At 47.0% G+C, this 18,514-nt stretch carries 15 protein-coding genes; 6 read left to right on the top strand and 9 right to left on the bottom strand.

From position 1 onward, the window contains the following. Positions 1 to 2: 2 nt before the first annotated feature. Positions 3 to 1,709: a methyl-accepting chemotaxis protein gene (locus tag PO771_RS01810; protein WP_272561609.1), complete on the top strand. Its 1,707-nt coding sequence runs from the start codon at positions 3 to 5 to the stop codon at positions 1,707 to 1,709. A 91-nt stretch (positions 1,710 to 1,800) separates the two neighbouring features. On the opposite strand, the gene uvrA is transcribed toward PO771_RS01810, so the two are convergent. Together uvrA and uvrB are read right to left on the bottom strand one after the other, a co-directional pair. Then, complete coding sequence (gene uvrA / locus PO771_RS01805) at positions 1,801 to 4,662, bottom strand: excinuclease ABC subunit UvrA (RefSeq protein WP_272561608.1); 2,862 nt, start codon at positions 4,660 to 4,662, stop codon at positions 1,801 to 1,803. Positions 4,663 to 4,672: 10 nt separating this feature from the next. Further along, positions 4,673 to 6,664, bottom strand: a complete 1,992-nt coding sequence (gene uvrB / locus PO771_RS01800) for an excinuclease ABC subunit UvrB (protein WP_272563083.1) — start codon at positions 6,662 to 6,664, stop codon at positions 4,673 to 4,675. 234 nt (positions 6,665 to 6,898) lie between these two features. On the opposite strand from uvrB, the gene PO771_RS01795 reads away from it, so the two are divergent. From PO771_RS01795 to PO771_RS01775, 5 genes are all read left to right on the top strand, one after another. Next, positions 6,899 to 7,627, top strand: a complete 729-nt coding sequence (locus tag PO771_RS01795) for an amino acid ABC transporter ATP-binding protein (protein WP_272561607.1) — start codon at positions 6,899 to 6,901, stop codon at positions 7,625 to 7,627. Positions 7,628 to 7,670: 43 nt separating this feature from the next. Beyond that, positions 7,671 to 8,522, top strand: coding sequence for a transporter substrate-binding domain-containing protein (locus PO771_RS01790; protein WP_272561606.1), 852 nt, complete (start codon positions 7,671 to 7,673; stop codon positions 8,520 to 8,522). Between the two features lie 70 nt (positions 8,523 to 8,592). Further along, positions 8,593 to 9,255, top strand: a complete 663-nt coding sequence (locus tag PO771_RS01785) for an amino acid ABC transporter permease (protein ID WP_272561605.1) — start codon at positions 8,593 to 8,595, stop codon at positions 9,253 to 9,255. A 32-nt stretch (positions 9,256 to 9,287) separates the two neighbouring features. Continuing rightward, positions 9,288 to 9,935, top strand: a complete 648-nt coding sequence (locus tag PO771_RS01780; RefSeq protein ID WP_272561604.1) for an amino acid ABC transporter permease — start codon at positions 9,288 to 9,290, stop codon at positions 9,933 to 9,935. A gap of 145 nt (positions 9,936 to 10,080) precedes the next feature. Further along, positions 10,081 to 10,791: a hypothetical protein gene (locus tag PO771_RS01775; protein WP_272561603.1), complete on the top strand. Its 711-nt coding sequence runs from the start codon at positions 10,081 to 10,083 to the stop codon at positions 10,789 to 10,791. A 65-nt stretch (positions 10,792 to 10,856) separates the two neighbouring features. Here PO771_RS01775 and PO771_RS01770 read toward each other — a convergent pair whose 3' ends face one another. The 7 genes from PO771_RS01770 to argH all read right to left on the bottom strand — a co-directional run bounded on the left by PO771_RS01770 (position 10,857) and on the right by argH (position 18,488). Continuing rightward, positions 10,857 to 11,087: a hypothetical protein gene (locus PO771_RS01770; RefSeq protein ID WP_272561602.1), complete on the bottom strand. Its 231-nt coding sequence runs from the start codon at positions 11,085 to 11,087 to the stop codon at positions 10,857 to 10,859. Next, positions 11,084 to 12,385 (bottom strand): PDZ domain-containing protein, encoded by a 1,302-nt coding sequence (locus PO771_RS01765; RefSeq protein ID WP_272561601.1) that lies wholly within the window; start codon positions 12,383 to 12,385, stop codon positions 11,084 to 11,086. The genes PO771_RS01770 and PO771_RS01765 overlap by 4 nt, the downstream gene beginning before the upstream one ends. 93 nt (positions 12,386 to 12,478) lie before the next feature. Beyond that, on the bottom strand, positions 12,479 to 13,921 hold the full coding sequence (locus tag PO771_RS01760) for a S41 family peptidase (protein ID WP_479688786.1): 1,443 nt from the start codon (positions 13,919 to 13,921) through the stop codon (positions 12,479 to 12,481). Positions 13,922 to 14,012: 91 nt separating this feature from the next. Next, positions 14,013 to 15,212: a murein hydrolase activator EnvC family protein gene (locus tag PO771_RS01755; RefSeq protein ID WP_272561599.1), complete on the bottom strand. Its 1,200-nt coding sequence runs from the start codon at positions 15,210 to 15,212 to the stop codon at positions 14,013 to 14,015. A 45-nt stretch (positions 15,213 to 15,257) separates the two neighbouring features. Continuing rightward, the gene (gene ftsX / locus PO771_RS01750; protein WP_272561598.1) at positions 15,258 to 16,151 is read right to left on the bottom strand and encodes a permease-like cell division protein FtsX; all 894 of its coding nucleotides are present in this window, start codon (positions 16,149 to 16,151) and stop codon (positions 15,258 to 15,260) included. After that, complete coding sequence (gene ftsE, locus PO771_RS01745) at positions 16,141 to 16,839, bottom strand: cell division ATP-binding protein FtsE (RefSeq protein ID WP_272561597.1); 699 nt, start codon at positions 16,837 to 16,839, stop codon at positions 16,141 to 16,143. Before ftsE ends, ftsX begins: the two co-directional genes overlap by 11 nt. Before the next feature lie 224 nt (positions 16,840 to 17,063). Continuing rightward, positions 17,064 to 18,488, bottom strand: a complete 1,425-nt coding sequence (gene argH, locus PO771_RS01740; protein ID WP_272561596.1) for an argininosuccinate lyase — start codon at positions 18,486 to 18,488, stop codon at positions 17,064 to 17,066. Positions 18,489 to 18,514: the final 26 nt, after the last annotated feature.

Below are 18,514 nucleotides of genomic sequence, written 5' to 3'. Positions count from 1 at the left end.
AAATGCGCTGGACAATCGGGAAAAAAATCATTACGGGTCTGCTTCTCAGCACTTTTATCCTAGCCTCGCTTCTATCATGGAATGCGTATACGACAACAAAAAGCAATTTGATTGAAAGCGCACAAAAGAAACTAACAGGTGATCTTGTACTTGGCTATGAGTACATAAATCAGAAAGTCCCCGGGGAGTGGCGAGCCGACAACGGCAAGCTGTATAAAGGAAGTGTACTGATGAATAACAACAATGAGCTAGTGGACCAGATCAGTACCTTTACTAATGGAAACACAGTAACACTCTTTCTCGGTGATACACGTGTCGCCACAAATGTAAAAAAAGAAGATGGCAGCCGGGCAGTCGGTACCAAGATCGCCCCAGAGGTCGGGAACATTGTTCTGAAAAAAGGAGAGCGTTATACTGGACGGGCCCAAGTAGTCGGAAACTGGAACCAGACGGCTTACGAACCAATCAAAGACGCGCAAGGCGCAGTCATTGGCATATGGTATGTTGGTGTACCAGAGGCGCCATACGTCGATCTCGCTTTTACATCAGCGCTACAAAATATCGGGATTGCCATCCTGCTCTCAGTCATCGTTGTAACGTTAGGAATATTCTCCCTCCGCCGTTCGATTATTCGTCCACTGTCCACATTGACAGAGACCGCGCATCACATCGCGAACTACGAACTACAGGCATTCGAGATGAAGCGAAAAGCAGATGACGAGATTACCGATCTCGCACACAGCTTCCAAAAAATGATTACAAATCTGCAAGCTACCGTTCAAAATCTTTCTGAGAGTGGCCGTCTTGCTTCCACCTCCTCTCACGATCTAGAATCAGCTGCGCATCAAACAAGTACAGCCTCCACACACATCGCCGCTACAATCAGCGATGTGTCAGCACAAGCTCTTGAGCAAGCGGAACAATCTACCATCCTACTACACAATATGGAGCGAGCCATTAAAGAGGCCCGAACGGGTATCCAGCATGTAGAACATACGATGGATAACGCATCCACCTCCTCACAAGTCGCATGCGAAGGAGATAAAGCTATCCGCGAATCAATTGAACATCTGCATAAGGTAACAAAAATGGTTTCATTTGCAACCGATTCCATTCATCGTCTCGGCCAACGCTCCAATGAAATCGGAAGCATCATTACCGTTATCACAGACATTGCCAGTCAGACCAATCTCCTCGCTCTGAACGCGGCCATTGAAGCGGCCCGAGCAGGAGAACAGGGCAAGGGGTTTGCTGTTGTCGCAGACGAGGTACGCAAACTAGCAGAAGCATCCAACGAGGCCGCGCAGAAAATCGTTCATATGATTACCCATATTCAAGAAGAAACTTCTTATACCGTACGCACTATGGAAGAAAATCTGCTTGAAATCGAGGAGCAAGAACAAATGATTGAGAAAGCAGGAACAGCCCTTGAAATGATCGTTACACAAACGGCAGAAACAAAAGCAAGCGTGGAACAAGTAAAAGAGATTTTCCATATACTTGCCCGCGACTCCGAACAAGGTCTTGTCCTTTTACAGCAAATCAACCGACTGATCAAATTATCCGCCGCTTCCGCCGAACAAGTAGCAGCGGCAGCACAGGAACAAGCTGCGACTGTCGAAGAAGTAGCCGCTTCTTCAAGTGACTTATCTAAACTAGCTGAACAGTTAAATCAAGAAGCATCCAAATTCAAAATTACCTCCATCTAAAAGAAGAATCAAAAAAGGACGATTACAAGACAGGAAAAAGCAATGCCTTCTCCTTCTCATAATCGTCCTTCTCCCAAATTATCTACTTCCGTTATTGCATCTGCAAGCGAGCTTCTGACCGTTCTCGATCCCGTATAAGCACAGGTGCGAGGAACTGAGCGGTGTAAGACTCTCCCACCTGGATCAACTCTTCCGGTGTTCCCTCTCCCACAATCGTACCGCCTCGATTTCCGCCATCTGGACCGAGATCGATAATATGATCGGCGGTCTTAATCACATCGAGATTATGTTCAATGACAAGCACACTATCTCCTGCCTCGACAAGACGTTGTAACACACGAAGTAGACGATCAATATCATCAATATGCAAGCCAGTTGTTGGCTCGTCAAGAATATAGAGCGTTTTTCCATTGCTGCGGCGGTACAGTTCAGATGCCAGCTTTACGCGCTGCGCTTCCCCGCCCGACAGCGTCGTAGCAGGCTGACCAAGCTTCACATAACCAAGACCTACATCGAACAACGTCTGCATTTTACGCTGAATGCGCGGAATGTTTTTGAAAAACTCAAGCGCATCTTCTACCGTCATCTCAAGTACATTGGCAATGTTCTTGCCTTTATACCGTACTTCGAGTGTTTCACGGTTATAACGCTTGCCGTGACATACTTCACATGGCACGTATACATCAGGCAGGAAGTGCATCTCAATTTTAATAATCCCGTCACCACGACAGGCTTCGCAGCGACCACCCTTCACATTAAAGCTAAACCGACCTTTCTGATAACCGCGCATCTTCGCTTCATTCGTCTGCGCGAACAAGTCGCGAATGTCGTCAAATACGCCAGTGTATGTGGCCGGATTAGAACGTGGCGTCCGTCCGATTGGTGACTGATCAATGTCAATGACCTTATCAAGATGCTCAATGCCTTCGATTTTACGGAATGAACCTGGCTTCGCTTTCGATTTATGCAAATCTCGCGCAAGCGCCTTGTGTAAAATTTCATTAATGAGTGTCGATTTCCCCGAACCGGATACACCCGTTACACACGTAAACAAGCCAAGCGGCACTTTGAGCGTAACATTGCGCAAGTTATTCTCTTTCGCACCCGTCACTTTAATCCATTTGCCATTCGGCTGACGGCGTTCGAGCGGCACCGGAATAAACTTGCGTCCACTTAAATACTGACCAGTTAGCGAGTTCGGATCATTCATAATCTCCTCAGGCGTTCCCTGCGCGACCATCTGCCCGCCATGAATGCCCGCACCCGGTCCAATATCAATAATATAATCCGCTGCCAGCATCGTATCTTCATCGTGTTCAACCACAATAAGCGTGTTACCAAGATCACGCATATGCTCAAGCGTCTTGATCAGGCGCTCATTGTCACGCTGATGCAGGCCGATGCTTGGCTCGTCGAGAATATAGAGCACACCCATCAGACTCGAACCAATCTGGGTTGCCAAGCGAATACGCTGGGCTTCCCCACCGGACAGCGTACCGGCTGAGCGGCTCATCGTTAAATAATCCAGTCCAACATCAACGAGGAACTGCAAGCGGGCCTGGATTTCTTTTAAAATCAGGCGAGCAATCTGCATCTCTTTATCCGTCAATTCCAGCGTATCAAAAAACGCATGAGCATCGACAACAGACAAATCAGTTACATACGCAATGTTTTTCCCACCTACCAGCACCGCAAGTGCTTCAGGACGCAGTCGATCCCCCTTGCAAGTCGGGCAATCCTTTTGGCTCATGTACAGTTCAAGCTGCTGACGAACATGATCTGAGCCTGTCTCCCGATAGCGGCGCTGCACGTTGTTGACTACGCCTTCAAATGTCGTATGCGTCTCCCGCACCGTCGTGCTAAAATCGCTCTTGTAACGAAACAGAATCTTTTCTTTCCCACTACCAAACAAAAGCACATGCTGCTGTTCATCCGTCAATTCCTCGAACGGCTTGTCCAGATCAATCGCATAATGCTTCGCAACACAGCTCAAAATCTGACTGTAGTATTCCGATGTAGAACTGTTCCACGGTTCAAGCGCCCCTTCGTTCACGCTCTTTGTCTTGTCCGGTACGACCAGATCTGGGTCAACCTCTAGCTGACTGCCAAGCCCATCACAAGTCGAGCAAGCACCAAACGGGCTGTTAAAAGAGAACAGACGCGGTTCAAGCTCAGACATGCTAAAGCCGCAAGTCGGACAGGCAAGGTTCTGACTAAATAACAGTTCTTCCTTCTCCATCACATCGACAAGTACACGACCTTCTGCCAAACGAAGTGCGGTCTCAAGGGAGTCTGCCAGACGACTCTCGATACCTTCTTTCACCACAATCCGGTCGATCACGACTTCAATCGTATGCTTCTTGTTCTTCTCTAGCTTAATCTCCTCAGACAGATCCCGTACTTCTCCATCGATGCGCACGCGCACATATCCTTGCGTACGAATCTCTTCGAGCAGCTTAACATGCTCGCCTTTACGCCCTTGAATGAGCGGAGCAAGAATTTGCAAGCGGGTTTTCTCTGGATACACCACAATACGATCTACCATTTGCTCAACTGTCTGTGCTGTGATTTCGATCCCATGCTCCGGACAATGTGGACGTCCGATACGGGCGTATAACAGACGCAAGTAATCATAAATTTCAGTGACAGTCCCGACAGTAGAACGCGGGTTGCGACTCGTTGTTTTCTGATCAATCGAAATCGCCGGAGAAAGCCCTTCAATTGAGTCCACATCCGGCTTGTCCATTTGACCGAGGAACTGACGCGCATACGCAGAGAGCGACTCTACATAGCGACGCTGGCCTTCCGCATAAATCGTATCAAACGCAAGCGACGATTTTCCTGAACCGGACAATCCGGTCAGAACCACAAACTTGTCGCGCGGAATCGTAATGTCAACATTTTTCAAGTTATGGGCGCGTGCGCCCTTAATGACAATATTCTCACGGCTCATACGCCCGTCATCATCCTTCCGCTTTCAATTCAAGAATCAGATCGCGCAGCTCAGCCGCCCGCTCAAAATTCAGGGCACGTGCTGCTTCCTTCATCTCGTCTTCCATACGTGCCACTACTTCTTTACGCTCTTTCTTACTCAATTTGCTATACATCTTCTGCGGCAAATACTCTTCCTCTTGCTCAGCCACTTTCGTTGCTTCAATCACATCACGCACCGCTTTTTGAATCGTCTGCGGTGTGATGCCATGTTCTTCGTTATACGCAATCTGCCGCTTCCGGCGACGGCTCGTCTCATCCAATGCCTTCTCAATGGATTGGGTGATTTTATCAGCGTACATAATCACATGACCGCTCGCATTACGTGCCGCCCGCCCGATGGTCTGGATCAGCGAACGTTCGTTGCGCAGGAAGCCTTCTTTATCTGCATCAAGAATCGCTACCAACGATACTTCCGGTATATCTAACCCTTCCCGCAGCAGGTTAATGCCAATCAGTACGTCAAACACACCAAGCCGCAGATCACGAATAATTTGCATACGTTCAATCGTTTTAATATCCGAGTGCAAATAGCGCACTTTGATTCCAATCTCTTTGAGGTAGTCGGTTAAATCCTCCGACATTTTTTTCGTAAGTGTCGTCACCAGCACCCGTTCACCACAGGCAATCCGGTCATGAATCTCCCCTACTAGATCATCAATCTGACCTTGTGATGGACGCACATCAATGGTTGGATCAAGCAGGCCTGTCGGACGAATCACCTGCTCGACTACATCCGGTGCCTTCTCCAGCTCATACGGACCTGGTGTCGCCGATACATAAACAATCCGATTAATATGTTTCTCAAATTCTTTGAATTGCAGCGGGCGGTTATCGGCTGCGGACGGCAGGCGGAAACCATGCTGAATGAGCATATCCTTACGAGCCTTATCCCCGTTATACATCCCGCGAATTTGCGGAATCGTAATGTGGGACTCATCCGCCATAATCATAAAATCATCTGGAAAGTAATCAAGTAACGTATACGGTGTCGCACCTGGGGCAAGCCCCGCTAGATGACGTGAATAGTTCTCTACACCCGAGCAGTAGCCCATCTCCTGCATCATCTCGATGTCATAGCGTGTTCGCTGCTCTAAGCGCTGCGCTTCTAGCAGCTTGCCCTGCTCTTTAAAATGCGCCAGCTGCTGTTCCAACTCCGCTTCGATGCTGATGATCGCCTTACTCATCTTATCCGGTCCAGTTACGAAGTGAGACGCCGGAAAAATCGCGACGTGTTCCCGCTCCAGAAGCACAGCACCCGTTAACACATCAATTTCGGTGATCCGCTCAATTTCATCACCGAAAAACTCTACACGTATCGCATGTTCACTTGTAGAGGCAGGAAAGATCTCCACCACATCTCCACGCACGCGAAATGTACCGCGCGTAAAGTTAATGTCGTTCCGATCATACTGAATGTCAATCAGCTTGCGCAGTACGTCGTCCCGCCCTTTCTCCATTCCCCGACGCAATGATAATAGAAGGGAACCGTATTCCTGCGGTGAACCGAGACCATAAATGCAAGACACACTCGCCACAATAATGACATCATTACGCTCAAACAATGCGCTCGTTGCTGAGTGACGGAGCTTGTCAATCTCTTCATTAATGCTAGCATCTTTCTCAATATACGTATCCGATTGCGGAATGTACGCTTCCGGCTGATAGTAATCATAGTAACTGACGAAGTATTCTACCGCATTATGCGGGAAGAACTCCTTGAACTCGCTGGCTAACTGAGCAGCAAGTGTTTTATTATGGGCAATGACCAGTGTTGGCTTCTGGACACGATTAATAACCTGTGCCATCGTGAATGTTTTCCCTGTTCCAGTTGCACCTAGCAATGTTTGATGCTTCTTGCCCGCTTCAACTCCATTCACTAGTGCAGCAATCGCAGTTGGCTGATCACCTTTTGGTTCGTAATCAGAGACGAGCTCGAATTTTTTCGTAAGCCTTTCCAACATCTCACCATCTTTCTGCACAAAATACTACCTTCTATTATAGCATATGAGCTATGCGAAAACGCAATTTAACCGAACAAAAGTTCTCTCTGGTTATAAGTTCATGAGTTTTGTTCATATTGAAAATGTATTTTTCTTATTTTTACGATAAATTAATATTTACATTTTTTACTGATGCAGGGTATCATTAATAAAATATTAATAAAATTTTTACTGTTTTGTTTAGGAGGATTGCGAATGATTGAATTTCGCCAGGTAGATAAACATTACGGCTCCTTTCACGTTCTCAAAGACATCAACCTAACGATCTCAGCAGGCGAAGTTGTCGTTGTAATCGGCCCTTCCGGTTCCGGTAAATCTACCATGCTCCGTTGCATCAATCGTTTGGAAGCGATTTCATCTGGTGAACTGATTGTGGACGGCGTACGTGTTCATGACCGTAAAACAAATCTTAACGAAATGCGCCAAGAGATTGGCATGGTCTTTCAGCACTTTAACCTGTACCCGCACATGACAGTGCTTGAAAACATTACGCTAGCTCCGCGTAAAGTCCGGAATATCCCGAAACAGGAAGCGGATAAAACAGCCCGTTACTATCTCGAAAAAGTCGGACTTGCCCATAAAGCCGATGCATATCCGGGCGAACTGTCAGGCGGTCAGCAACAGCGTGTAGCAATTGCTCGCGGTCTTGCCATGAAGCCAAAAGTTATGCTGTTCGATGAGCCAACCTCTGCACTTGACCCGGAGATGATCGGGGAAGTACTGGACGTTATGAAAAGTCTGGCTCACGAAGGGATTACGATGGTCGTTGTGACACACGAGATGGGATTTGCCCGTGAAGTAGCGAACCGTGTTGTCTTTATGGATCAGGGTCAGATTGTTGAAGTAAGCGAGCCGAATACTTTCTTCGAGAATCCGAAAGAAGAGCGGGCTCGCGCTTTCCTAAGTCGTTTACTTAATCACTAATGTTGAGTTCTTTTATCACACATATATAAAGGGGGATTTTTTAATGGTAAAGAAAAAATGGAAAGTATCCGTTATAACAATGGCGCTTGCTATTACTGCTGCTCTCACAGGTTGTGGTGGTGGTGGAGATAAACCAGCAGCCGGAACAGCTACAAGTGGCGGCGACACCAAAACAGTAAAAAGTGCCGTCGCCGCAGCAAAAGAACGCGGAAAACTCATTGTCGGTGTAAAATACGACACCAACCTGTTCGGTAAAAAAGACCCAGCAGACGGTCAGGTTAAAGGCTTTGACATTGATGTGGCAAAAGCTGTGGCAAAAAAGGTCGTTGGCGATGAAAACAAAATTGAGTTGAAAGAAGTAACCTCTAAAACACGTATCCCGCTTCTTAACAATGGTGACATCGATGCGATTGTTGCAACAATGACCATTACAGAGGAACGGAAGAAACAGGTTGATTTCTCTGATGTATACTTTGAAGCAGGCCAATCGCTGCTCGTTGCTAATAACTCCCCGATTACGGGTATTCAGGATTTGAAAGGCAAAACCGTCATCGCGGTAAAAGGCTCTACTTCCGCGAAAAACATCCGTGAGAAATCTCCCGAAGCAAAAGTAGCGGAATACGAGAACTATGCGGAAGCATTCACTGCGCTTAAGTCGAAAAAAGGTGATGCGCTTACAACTGATAACTCCATTCTGCTTGGCATGCAGAAAGAAGATCCGAATTATAAGCTCGTAGGCGGTCTGTTCACGGATGAACCGTATGGCATTGCGGTTCGCAAAGGCGACACAGAAATGCTGAAAGCTGTAAACGAAACAATCAAGGAAATGAAATCTTCCGGTGAATACGATAAACTCCATGAGAAATGGTTTAACAAAAAGCCAGAGAAAAAATAAGCAGAACTGGGTCTGACGGTGCGCTTCACTGACCGACAGGCCCTTTTTTTCACAGAAAGGACGGGGAAGCATGCTAAACACGATTGTAGAAATTTACTCAACCTACTCCCATGAATATACAAGTGGACTGCTTACCACGCTGGAGGTCAGTCTACTCGCACTGGTAGCAAGCTTAGCACTCGGCACACTTGTAGCCTTGCTCTGCATTTCGCCATTTCGGCTACTTGTCTTTATTGGGCGTGCTTATGTTGAATTTATCCGTAATACCCCGCTACTTATTCAGATATTCTTCTTTTATTTCGGACTGCCGGGTTTAGGAATCGAGATCAACTCCTTTGCTGCCGGAACACTTGGCCTCACGATTTATACAGCAGCCTTTATCTCGGAAGCGATTCGAGCTGGGATTCAATCCATTTCCAAAGGACAGATGGAAGCGGCCCGCTCGTCGGGTCTATCATATGTGCAAGCAATGCGCTACGTCATTCTGCCGCAAGCATTCCGAATTGTGATTCCGCCACTCGGCAATCAATTTATTAACCTGGTAAAAAACTCAGCCATTCTCGGTGTCATCGCCGGGATGGACCTGATGTACCACGCCGATATTGTAGCAACCAGTACGTTCCATACATTCGAAACGTATATACTCGTAGCGGCCTTCTACCTATTACTTACCGTTCCACTATCGATTCTGGTCAACTTGCTAGAACGCCGCATGCGCGTCGGACATAGATAAGCAGACACTGTACTACGAAAGGAGTGACCGTTATGGATTTTGCTGGTGCTTATAGCGCTGCTAATTTACGCTTTTTGCTAGAGGGCTTTCTTGTTACCCTAGAGGTCGCCGCAATCGCGATTATCCTATCATTTATTTTCGCCGTCATTATTGGCGTAATTCGCTATATGAAAATTCCAGTTCTGTCACAGGCGATGTTCGTCTGTGTAGAAACGATTCGAAATCTACCGCTCATCCTCATCATCTTTTTCGTTTACTTCGCACTCCCGGATATCGGTATTAAGCTTGAGGTATTTAGCGCAGCAATTGCAGCTCTTACTATATTTGAAGCGGCTATGATTTCTGAAATTGTCCGCAGTGGTCTGCAATCTGTTGACAAGGGACAGATCGAGGCAGCCCGTTCATCCGGCATGTCCTATATGCAGACACTACGACACATCGTGCTCCCACAGGCGCTCCGCCGCATGGCACCGCCGATGGTCAGTCAATTCATCTCACTGTTGAAAGATACCTCACTTGCGATCATCATCACCCTTGAAGATGTCATGCATAACGGACAGATCATCTACAATACGCACACAAACTATATCATCCCGATTTTGCTTATCATTGCATTGATGTACTTTGTGGTAAACTTCAGTCTTTCGCTTGTGGCTAAACGGTTAGAGCAAGCGAGGTAATGTGTATAAAAGCAGCTTCCTAGTAAATAGGACGCTGCTTTTATTTTTTATAATTCCCCATAATTGTTTGACATTCTTACCATATTTCTAGTCCATTATTAAGACGTAAACAAAACCCCACTTACATTAAAGGAGATGGCTATTTATGAAAAAGAAACTTGTTGCAACTGCTTTAGGTGCTGTATTCGCTCTGGCATCCGTTGGATCTGTGTTTGCTGCTGATGCACCTGCACAATCACCATCCCAAGAGAAACAATATGCTGGACATCATGCACATGCTACCCTTGATGCTGCGACGAAAGAAAAAGTAAAAGCCATTCGTGATCAGGTGAAAGCTGGCACACTAACACAAGAAGCAGCGAAAACTCAATTAGAAGCACTCGGTATCAAAGCCCCACAACACCGCGAAGGGTTTCTTAATAAACTTGACGATGCTACCAAAGCAAAAGTAAAAGCCATTTTCGAACAAGAAAAAGCTGGCACTTTAACTCATGATCAAGCGAAAGCTCAACTCGAAGCACTCGGCATTAAACTGCCACAACATCAAGATCACTTCGCTAACCTTGATGCTGCGACAAAGGAAAAAGTAAAAGCCATTTTCGAACAAGAAAAAGCGGGTACTTTAACGAAAGATGAAGCTAAAGCTCAGCTCGAAGCACTCGGCATCAAAGCACCAGAACGTCATCAAGGTGCTTTCAATAAACTTGACGATGCTACCAAAGCAAAAGTAAAAGCCATTCGTGATCAAGTAAAAGCGGGTACTTTAACAAAAGATGAAGCTAAAACTCAGCTTGAAGCACTCGGCATCAAATTCCCAGCTAAAGGTGAAAAACATCAAGCAGCAGCAACAAATTAATTCAGACAGCATCTGATTTATAAGCAACAGAAAGGCACCGTGAGTACAAGTCACGGTGCCTCTTTTCATTCTGTAAGATTATTCGACTTCAACCAAAGATACCCGATGTACATACCGATCAATCCAGCTGCAGCACCGATGAGTATAACCGGAAGCGGTTGATACGCCCCATCGAAGCCGACCATCATGATACCAAATGTCGCGATGATACCTACCCATACATTTCGTATGGCACGCGAGAGAACAGCCGCCAGCACAAGCGGCATGATCAATGCAACTATATAACTGACAATCAAAATGAAACATCCTTTCCTTGATCCAACGGCACACTCGATTCAGGTTCATCCATCGGCTGATGATTTCGTTCCAAAAGCCCCCCGCGACGCATTCGGGACACCCCTACCATCTCTCCTGTTGCTTCCGGTGCCAAAATCAATCCGAGCTGATGATGATCTCCCTGGTATACCGAGCGCTGCACATATTTAATATGTCCGTCCCGATTCAACACTTCCATTTTACAAAAGGCGGACTGCTGCTGCAACGCCGGATACAAGTCCTCTACCCCAGCAATGCTCTGTCCATTCACTCGCATGATCACATCGCCCGTCACAATCTCCATCTCATCCGCCGGACTCCCCGGCAGAACTCCCAGCACGCATACCCCTTTATTCCGTTGCACATATAATGGTGCATGAAGCTTCTGCTGCCAGCGGCTGTACATACGCAAGGTACCATGCCCGGCCAACGCCAGTACGCCACCCAGCACAGCAAACGGTAACCAGTACGTGCCAAGATAACCAAGCACAAAAATCAACAGACCGAGCCCCATTATCCATGTACCAGGCCTGCGCATCTGCTCGTCCGGTGTCGCGACAATCGCCGTATCCTCATGTCCAATCATAAGCGGAAGGGGAAGCAGACTTAAAACCGCAGCGCCTGCCCACCAAGGCCAGCCGGACGGCAGTACAAATGAATAAGAGCCTGTTCCATCTGCAATGAACGTGATCAGCGGGACGAGCCACAACCTACGTACACGGTACGCTCCCACCACAAGCCCCCGCTGACTAGTAAGCAGCATCGGCGAACAGCCGTATAATGAAGGGCGCCGCAATAATATCCCTTCTGCCACATATAAAAGGCCAAGCAGTGCCGCAATTGCCGGAGCATGCACCTGCTGCATCCACCCTGCCAGCGACGCGAATAGGCCCGTCCCACTCGCATCCACCTGACGGAATAGCGCAGACAGCACGATCAACACACCACCCGCATATCCCGCCGCCGCAAAACGCGGAGCAATCAATCCCAGAAGTAAACTCCCAATCCAGAGTGACAATACATCGAAGTATGACAATGCAATGCCGAATCCCAACAAGAGAATCGATATCGCCGCTCCGACTATGATCCCCGGAACAAGTGCCTGTACAATCTCACGTGGTGCAGACGTCACCCGCACGGAAAAAAGGCGCCGTTCCTGTTTAATCTGCCGACTTGCATACCAGAAGAGCAAGAGAATAAACGCATACAGTGCTGGACTAAGCAGCGTACGCGGAATTTGTATAAGCAGATCAACCAAAAAAGTAGACCAGTCTATCATATCTATTCCTCCACCTCATAAAAAACAACCACGGCCATTTCTACACCGTGGTTGTAAAATTCTCTATTTCAGCTCCTAATCCCTGCTGAAAAATCATTTTGCTTCTCTTGACAATACTTCCAACGCACCCTGCATTTGCAAGTCATTCTTCGGATCACGAATACGCGTAATCAACTCTTCCTGCATCAGCTGTGCTGTCTTCTTATCTACTCGTCCCGTCATCGGGAGCTGGTGCAGACTCTGGAATGCTTTTACTGCTGTTTCCGTATGACTATCAAAATAGCCATCCTGACGCCCCGGTGCCTGGCCAAGCCCTTTGAGAATCAATTGTAAGTTTTTCACATCCGCACTGTTCATATCACGCACAAGCTCTGTTTTGTCCGAAATCGGAGCCGCCGTGAAATAGTCCGGTTGATTAATTTTCACATCCGGTGTGATGCCTTTTTTGTGAATCCAGTTTCCTTTCGGCGTCAGCCACTTGGCGACTGTGATTTTCAACTGACTGTCATCTTCTAACGGAATCGTATTCTGTACGGTTCCTTTCCCGAATGACTGGTCACCGACTACTTTGTAGCCATTTTCCTGAAGGGCTCCCGCAAGAATCTCCGATGCGCTCGCACTTCCTTTATCCGTTAAGATTACAACCGGATACTTCGCCTGCTTAAGATCAGAACGAACGATGTCTTTGCGACCATCACTGTACTGTATCTGAAGGATAATCCCTTTATTCGGTACGAGGAGATTCCCGATTGCCTCTACTGATTTCAGCAGGCCTCCTGGATTGCCTCGTACATCCACAATCAGACCGCTAATGTTTTTGGCTTCGAGCTTCTTCAGTTCATTTTCAAAATGCTGCGCGGTGTTTTCAGAGAACTGTGTAATCTCGATCTTACCGTACGTTTTGCCATCCTTCTCAACAGTGTCCGCATATACGGTTTCAACCGGAATATCATCCCGGACAACCGTAATCTGCATCGGATCAGATAGACCGGCTCGCATGATTTCAAGCTCTGCTTTCGTTCCTTTTGGTCCACGAATCTGTAGAACGGCATCCGTTAAGCTCATACCGCTCAAGCTTTTTCCATTTACTTTTAGGATCTGATCTCCTGGACGCAAGCCTGCACGTTCCGCAGGAGAACCTTTGAACGGGGAAACAATTGTCACCTTATCATTTTTCAGCGTGACTTCGGCCCCAATCCCCTCAAAGGTGGACTGAATGGATGAGTTGAAATCTTTCGTTTCTTTCTGATTCATGTAATCGGAGAATGGGTCATCGAGCGTCTTAACCATGCCGTCGATAGCACCGTCAATCAGCTTAGTTTGTTCCCGCTTCTCCAGAGCCGTTCCCTGAATGATCTGGTACGCTTCGTAAATCTTCGCCAGTTCCGGGTTCGGTGCCGTCACCATCTCCTGCTTATTTCCTGCTGTACCACTGCTGCCCCACGCCTGTCCAACGTATTTGGCAGCCGCAAGCGTCACGATGCTTGTACATACAACAGCTAACAGAATGATGGTGATGAATGTGCGGCGTTTCACTACCACTATACGCACCACCTTTGTATAATCCGATTTCTACCACCTAGTATATGACGGATATACCCTGGATATATCCGTCATTGTGAGTTGCTTAATTTATATATGACATCGGATTTACTTTCTGTCCGTTTTGAATCACTGTAAAATGAAGATGCGGCCCGGTCGCACGTCCAGTTGCCCCTACTTCTGCGATTTTCTGTCCGGCTTTTACCCTTTGACCTTCTGACACCATAATACCGCCGTTGCGGATATGCGCATACAATGTGCTCAACCCGTTTCCGTGGTAAATAACTACGGTATTACCATAGCCGTTCATATAACCGGTTGACGCTACCACCCCATCACCTGCTGCCATGATTGTGCTTCCTTCTGGAGCCGCCATGTCCTGTCCATCATGGAATTTGCGAGTGTGCAAAATCGGATGGATGCGGTATCCGAACGGAGACGACAAGCGCGCTCCTGGCAGCGGATTACTAAGTTGTCCATTTCCGTGGAAAGAAGGCTCTCCGCCTGAGTCCCCACCGCTACCAGAATTAGCCCGGTTCTGCTCATCGAGTTTTCGCTGAAGCTGGTTTACCAGTTCGAGTGCTGCCTGCTCCTGCTCGTCTTTAATTTCAACAAGATCGCCTTCCTGCTTCTCCAACTCTTTCAGAATGCGTTCACGATCCGCTTTCTGCGCTGTCATCTCAGCAATTAACTGCTGATTTTCTGCCTGCATCGTTTTCAAGTTAGTCAGATTCGCCTGAATCTCGTTTTTGCGTTTCTCGATAATATCACGGTCACGCTTATTATCTTCTAAAATCGTTACATCCTGATCGACAATCGATTTGACCGCATCCAGACGTTCCAGGAAATCTGCGAAATCCTGAGAGCCTAGCAGCACTTCCAAATACGAAATGTCGCCTGCTTCATAGATAGCTGTCACACGTGTTTTGAGCAGCTTATCCCGCTTCTGCACGCGCTCCATCGCTGCCTGAAGTTCTTTAGCAGCTTCCTGAAGCTCAACGGTTGTCGCCTGGATTTTTTGATTCAATTGATCAATTTTCGCTTGCGTGTCATTCATTTTCAGGTCAATGCTCATGATGTCTTCTTTTGTATCCTGCTGCTGAGTGTGCAGCTTATTAATCTGCTGATTAATCGTTCCTACTTTTGCCTTTGCTGCTTCGCTTTGCTGACGAATCTGGTTAATTTCCTGCTGCACATCAGATACACTACCAGCCCGGCTAGCTGCCGGAGTAAGCCCCGTAATTGCAAGAGCTGCTACAAGCGGAATCAGGAATTTCTTTTTCATCTTTTCCTCCCCGAATTGCAAATCTCTTATTTTTATATCTACCTTTTACACGCGCAAGAATTTGCGCACGGACATCATACTTCCCCAAATACCGATAAAGGCACCAATGCCGAGCAAGATAAACGCAACCTGCAGCATTAATGGATGAAGCGGCAGTAAATCTAGAAAAGAAAGTGCAAGCTTTCCTTCCACGAAGTTCAAAAGCCATTTATAGCTCACTGCTAGAATCACAATCGGTAAGATCGCACCGAAAACACCCATCAACGCGCCCTCTACAAAAAATGGCCAGCGAATAAAGCCATTTGTTGCTCCGACAAGCTTCATAATCTCAATCTCGCGGCGGCGTGCGAAAATCGTTAACTTGATTGTATTCGCGATGACAAACATGGCCGTAAAGGCAAGCGCAAAAATAAACGCTACAATAACAAAGCGGATTACATCCGTAACCTCAAACAACTTTGCCGTTGTTTGCTCCGCGTAATTTACACTCTTTACACCTGGAATCTTTTCAATCTTTTTGGCGAGTGCTCCCGTCTGCTGTGGTGATTTTGCCTTCACGACATACGAATCAGGCAGCGGATTTTCTTTTTCCAGCCCATTTAAGAGCGAACCTTGCTTTCCAAAGCTTTGCTTCAAGCTATTCAATCCTTGCTGCTTGGAGACAAACTCAATTCCTTGTAATTCTGGAAACTTGCGTATCTCTGCTTCTACCTGCTTAGCTTGTGCCTGATCACTCGTAACATCAAGCATAACACGAATCTCAACCTGCTTCTCTACCTTCTCAACCAAATGCTGTATATTCAACGCCAGCAAGAGAAACACGCCGAGAGTCAGCAGGGTAATCATCACGGCACTGATCGAGGCAAATGTCATCCAGCCGTTACGACCTAAGTTCTTACATCCTTCACGCAGATGACGGGTCATCGTGCTAGTCTTCATAGCCGTACTCCCCTCTCTGCTCATCTCGAATGATGCGGCCTGCTTCAATGGCAATAACCCGCTTCCGGACGCTATTCACAATTTCTCTATTATGCGTGGCCATCACAACTGTGGTGCCACGTCGGTTAATATCAAGTAGCGTCTGCATAATATCCATCGACGTCTCGGGATCAAGGTTCCCGGTCGGCTCATCGGCGATAATGATGCTTGGGTTATTTACGATCGCCCGCGCAATGGCTACCCGCTGCTGCTCCCCACCAGAAAGCTGATCGGGAAGCGAGCGTGCTTTATGTTTCAAGCGAACAAGCTCAAGTACTTCCATCACACGCGGCTTAATATCTTTGACCGGTGTTTCAATAACTTCCATCGCAAACGCTACGTTCTCATAAACTGTCAGACGCGGCAGCAGTTTAAAATCCTGAAATACGACGCCAATCTTGCGACGCACATACGGAATTTGCCTTTCTTTGATACGATTAATCGCAAAAGTCTCTCCTTCTGCGGTCAACATGATCTGGCCTTTATTTGCGTTTTCTTCACGGTACATTAATTTAATAAACGTTGATTTTCCCGAACCGGAAGGTCCCACCACATAGACAAATTCGCCACTTTTAATGCGAACATTAATGCCTTGCAGCGCGATCGTGCCGTTCGGATACGTCTTCCATACATCCTGCATTTCTATCAAATTGGATCACCCAGACTACAATATATTTTACTGCTTTTACTAGAAAGTGACATCATTCAACACAAAACCCCTATGCTATTATACCATTTGTCGATAAAAACGCATGAACAATCGTACACCATTTTTGAGCATTTCCGAAAAAAATCATCCCTCTCCTGCTCTGGAAAGGGATGACGGGATAAATAATGCTAAATTCTGCCGAATACTAGCGTTCACGATTCATTCTATAAAAGATGCACATCGATTTTTTTCTCGTGATCTTCTACCCACTGATGCGTGCGCTGCAAATCGATAGAAGCGGCATTCAGTTGAATTTCTACCTGGTTTTTCGCCGTGCCACCGAGCACGTTACGTGCATTCACAACTTGCTTCGGATCAAGAGCGGCGTAAATATCATCTTCAAACAACTCGGAGAACTGCTTATACTCATCAAGCTTCATATCAAGCAAATATTTTCCTGCATCAATGCAGTACAGTACGCTTTTGCCGACAACTTCGTGCGCCTGACGGAACGGCATGCCTTTCCCTACAAGATAATCCGCAAGATCAGTCGCATTCGAGAAGTCTTCTGCTACTGCCTGACGCATGTTTTCTTTCTTCACTTTCATCGTCCGAATCATTGGAGCGAACAGCGACAGAGCACCGTGCAGTGTTGTAACTGTATCGAACATGCCTTCTTTATCTTCCTGCATGTCCTTGTTATAAGCAAGCGGTAGCCCTTTCAGTACCGTCAGCATTCCCATGAGATTGCCGTACACACGACCCGTTTTCCCACGTACAAGCTCGGCTACGTCCGGATTTTTCTTCTGTGGCATGATGCTTGATCCTGTGCAGAATGCATCATCCAACTCCACAAAATTAAACTCGTTGCTCATCCATAAAATCATCTCTTCACACAGACGAGACAAATGCGCCATCAGAAGTGACGACCCGCTGAGGAATTCAATGATAAAGTCCCGATCACTTACTGCATCCAGGCTGTTTGTATAAACCGCATCAAACTTAAGCAGTTCCGCTACATACTCCCGGTCAATCGGGAATGTTGTACCCGCAAGCGCACCTGCGCCAAGCGGCAGCACATTAATACGCTTGAAGCTATCCATCAAGCGTTCCGCATCACGCTGGAACATAGAGTAATAAGCCATCAAATGATGGGCGAACAAAATCGGCTGTGCGCGCTGCAGATGCGTATAGCCTGGTAAAATAGTATCCACGTTTGCTTTTGCCTGCTCTAAAAGAGCCTCCTGTACTTGCGCAATCAATGCTACGAGTTCGACAACACGCGCACGCAAATACAGGTGCATGTCAGTCGCCACCTGATCGTTACGGCTGCGGCCTGTATGCAGCTTGCCGCCAACTGGTCCCACTTCATCAAGCAGCATTTTTTCGACGTTCATATGTACGTCTTCATTCGAAATCGTGAACTCGGCTTTGCCTGCTTCAATGATTTTCGCTACTTTTTTCAAACCTTCCGCAATCGTTGCCGCCTCATCTTCACCGATAATGCCGCATTTTCCAAGCATCGCCACATGTGCAAGGCTGCCTGTGATATCTTCTTTCCATAGTTGCTGGTCGAACTGAATCGATGCTGTGTATTCTTCTACCAGCTTATCTGTGGCTTTCGTAAAGCGACCGCCCCATAGTTTCATAAATACAAGGCGTTTCCCAGCCCCGG

The organism is Aneurinibacillus uraniidurans (assembly GCF_028471905.1).
Taxonomy (GTDB): domain Bacteria; phylum Bacillota; class Bacilli; order Aneurinibacillales; family Aneurinibacillaceae; genus Aneurinibacillus; species Aneurinibacillus uraniidurans.
Note: the sequence above shows the minus strand (reverse complement) of the source record. Positions and strands in the feature narration are given on the sequence as shown.

What these genes read in the sequence shown, in the direction of transcription:
- PO771_RS01810 (WP_272561609.1), top strand. Translation starts at nt 3, where the DNA reads ATGCGCTGGACAATCGGGAAAAAAATCATTACGGGTCTGCTTCTCAGC.
- uvrA (WP_272561608.1), bottom strand. Translation starts at nt 4,662, where the DNA reads ATGAGCCGTGAGAATATTGTCATTAAGGGCGCACGCGCCCATAACTTG.
- uvrB (WP_272563083.1), bottom strand. Translation starts at nt 6,664, where the DNA reads ATGTTGGAAAGGCTTACGAAAAAATTCGAGCTCGTCTCTGATTACGAA.
- PO771_RS01795 (WP_272561607.1), top strand. Translation starts at nt 6,899, where the DNA reads ATGATTGAATTTCGCCAGGTAGATAAACATTACGGCTCCTTTCACGTT.
- PO771_RS01790 (WP_272561606.1), top strand. Translation starts at nt 7,671, where the DNA reads ATGGTAAAGAAAAAATGGAAAGTATCCGTTATAACAATGGCGCTTGCT.
- PO771_RS01785 (WP_272561605.1), top strand. Translation starts at nt 8,593, where the DNA reads ATGCTAAACACGATTGTAGAAATTTACTCAACCTACTCCCATGAATAT.
- PO771_RS01780 (WP_272561604.1), top strand. Translation starts at nt 9,288, where the DNA reads ATGGATTTTGCTGGTGCTTATAGCGCTGCTAATTTACGCTTTTTGCTA.
- PO771_RS01775 (WP_272561603.1), top strand. Translation starts at nt 10,081, where the DNA reads ATGAAAAAGAAACTTGTTGCAACTGCTTTAGGTGCTGTATTCGCTCTG.
- PO771_RS01765 (WP_272561601.1), bottom strand. Translation starts at nt 12,385, where the DNA reads ATGATAGACTGGTCTACTTTTTTGGTTGATCTGCTTATACAAATTCCG.
- PO771_RS01755 (WP_272561599.1), bottom strand. Translation starts at nt 15,212, where the DNA reads ATGAAAAAGAAATTCCTGATTCCGCTTGTAGCAGCTCTTGCAATTACG.
- ftsX (WP_272561598.1), bottom strand. Translation starts at nt 16,151, where the DNA reads ATGAAGACTAGCACGATGACCCGTCATCTGCGTGAAGGATGTAAGAAC.
- argH (WP_272561596.1), bottom strand. Translation starts at nt 18,488, where the DNA reads ATGAAACTATGGGGCGGTCGCTTTACGAAAGCCACAGATAAGCTGGTA.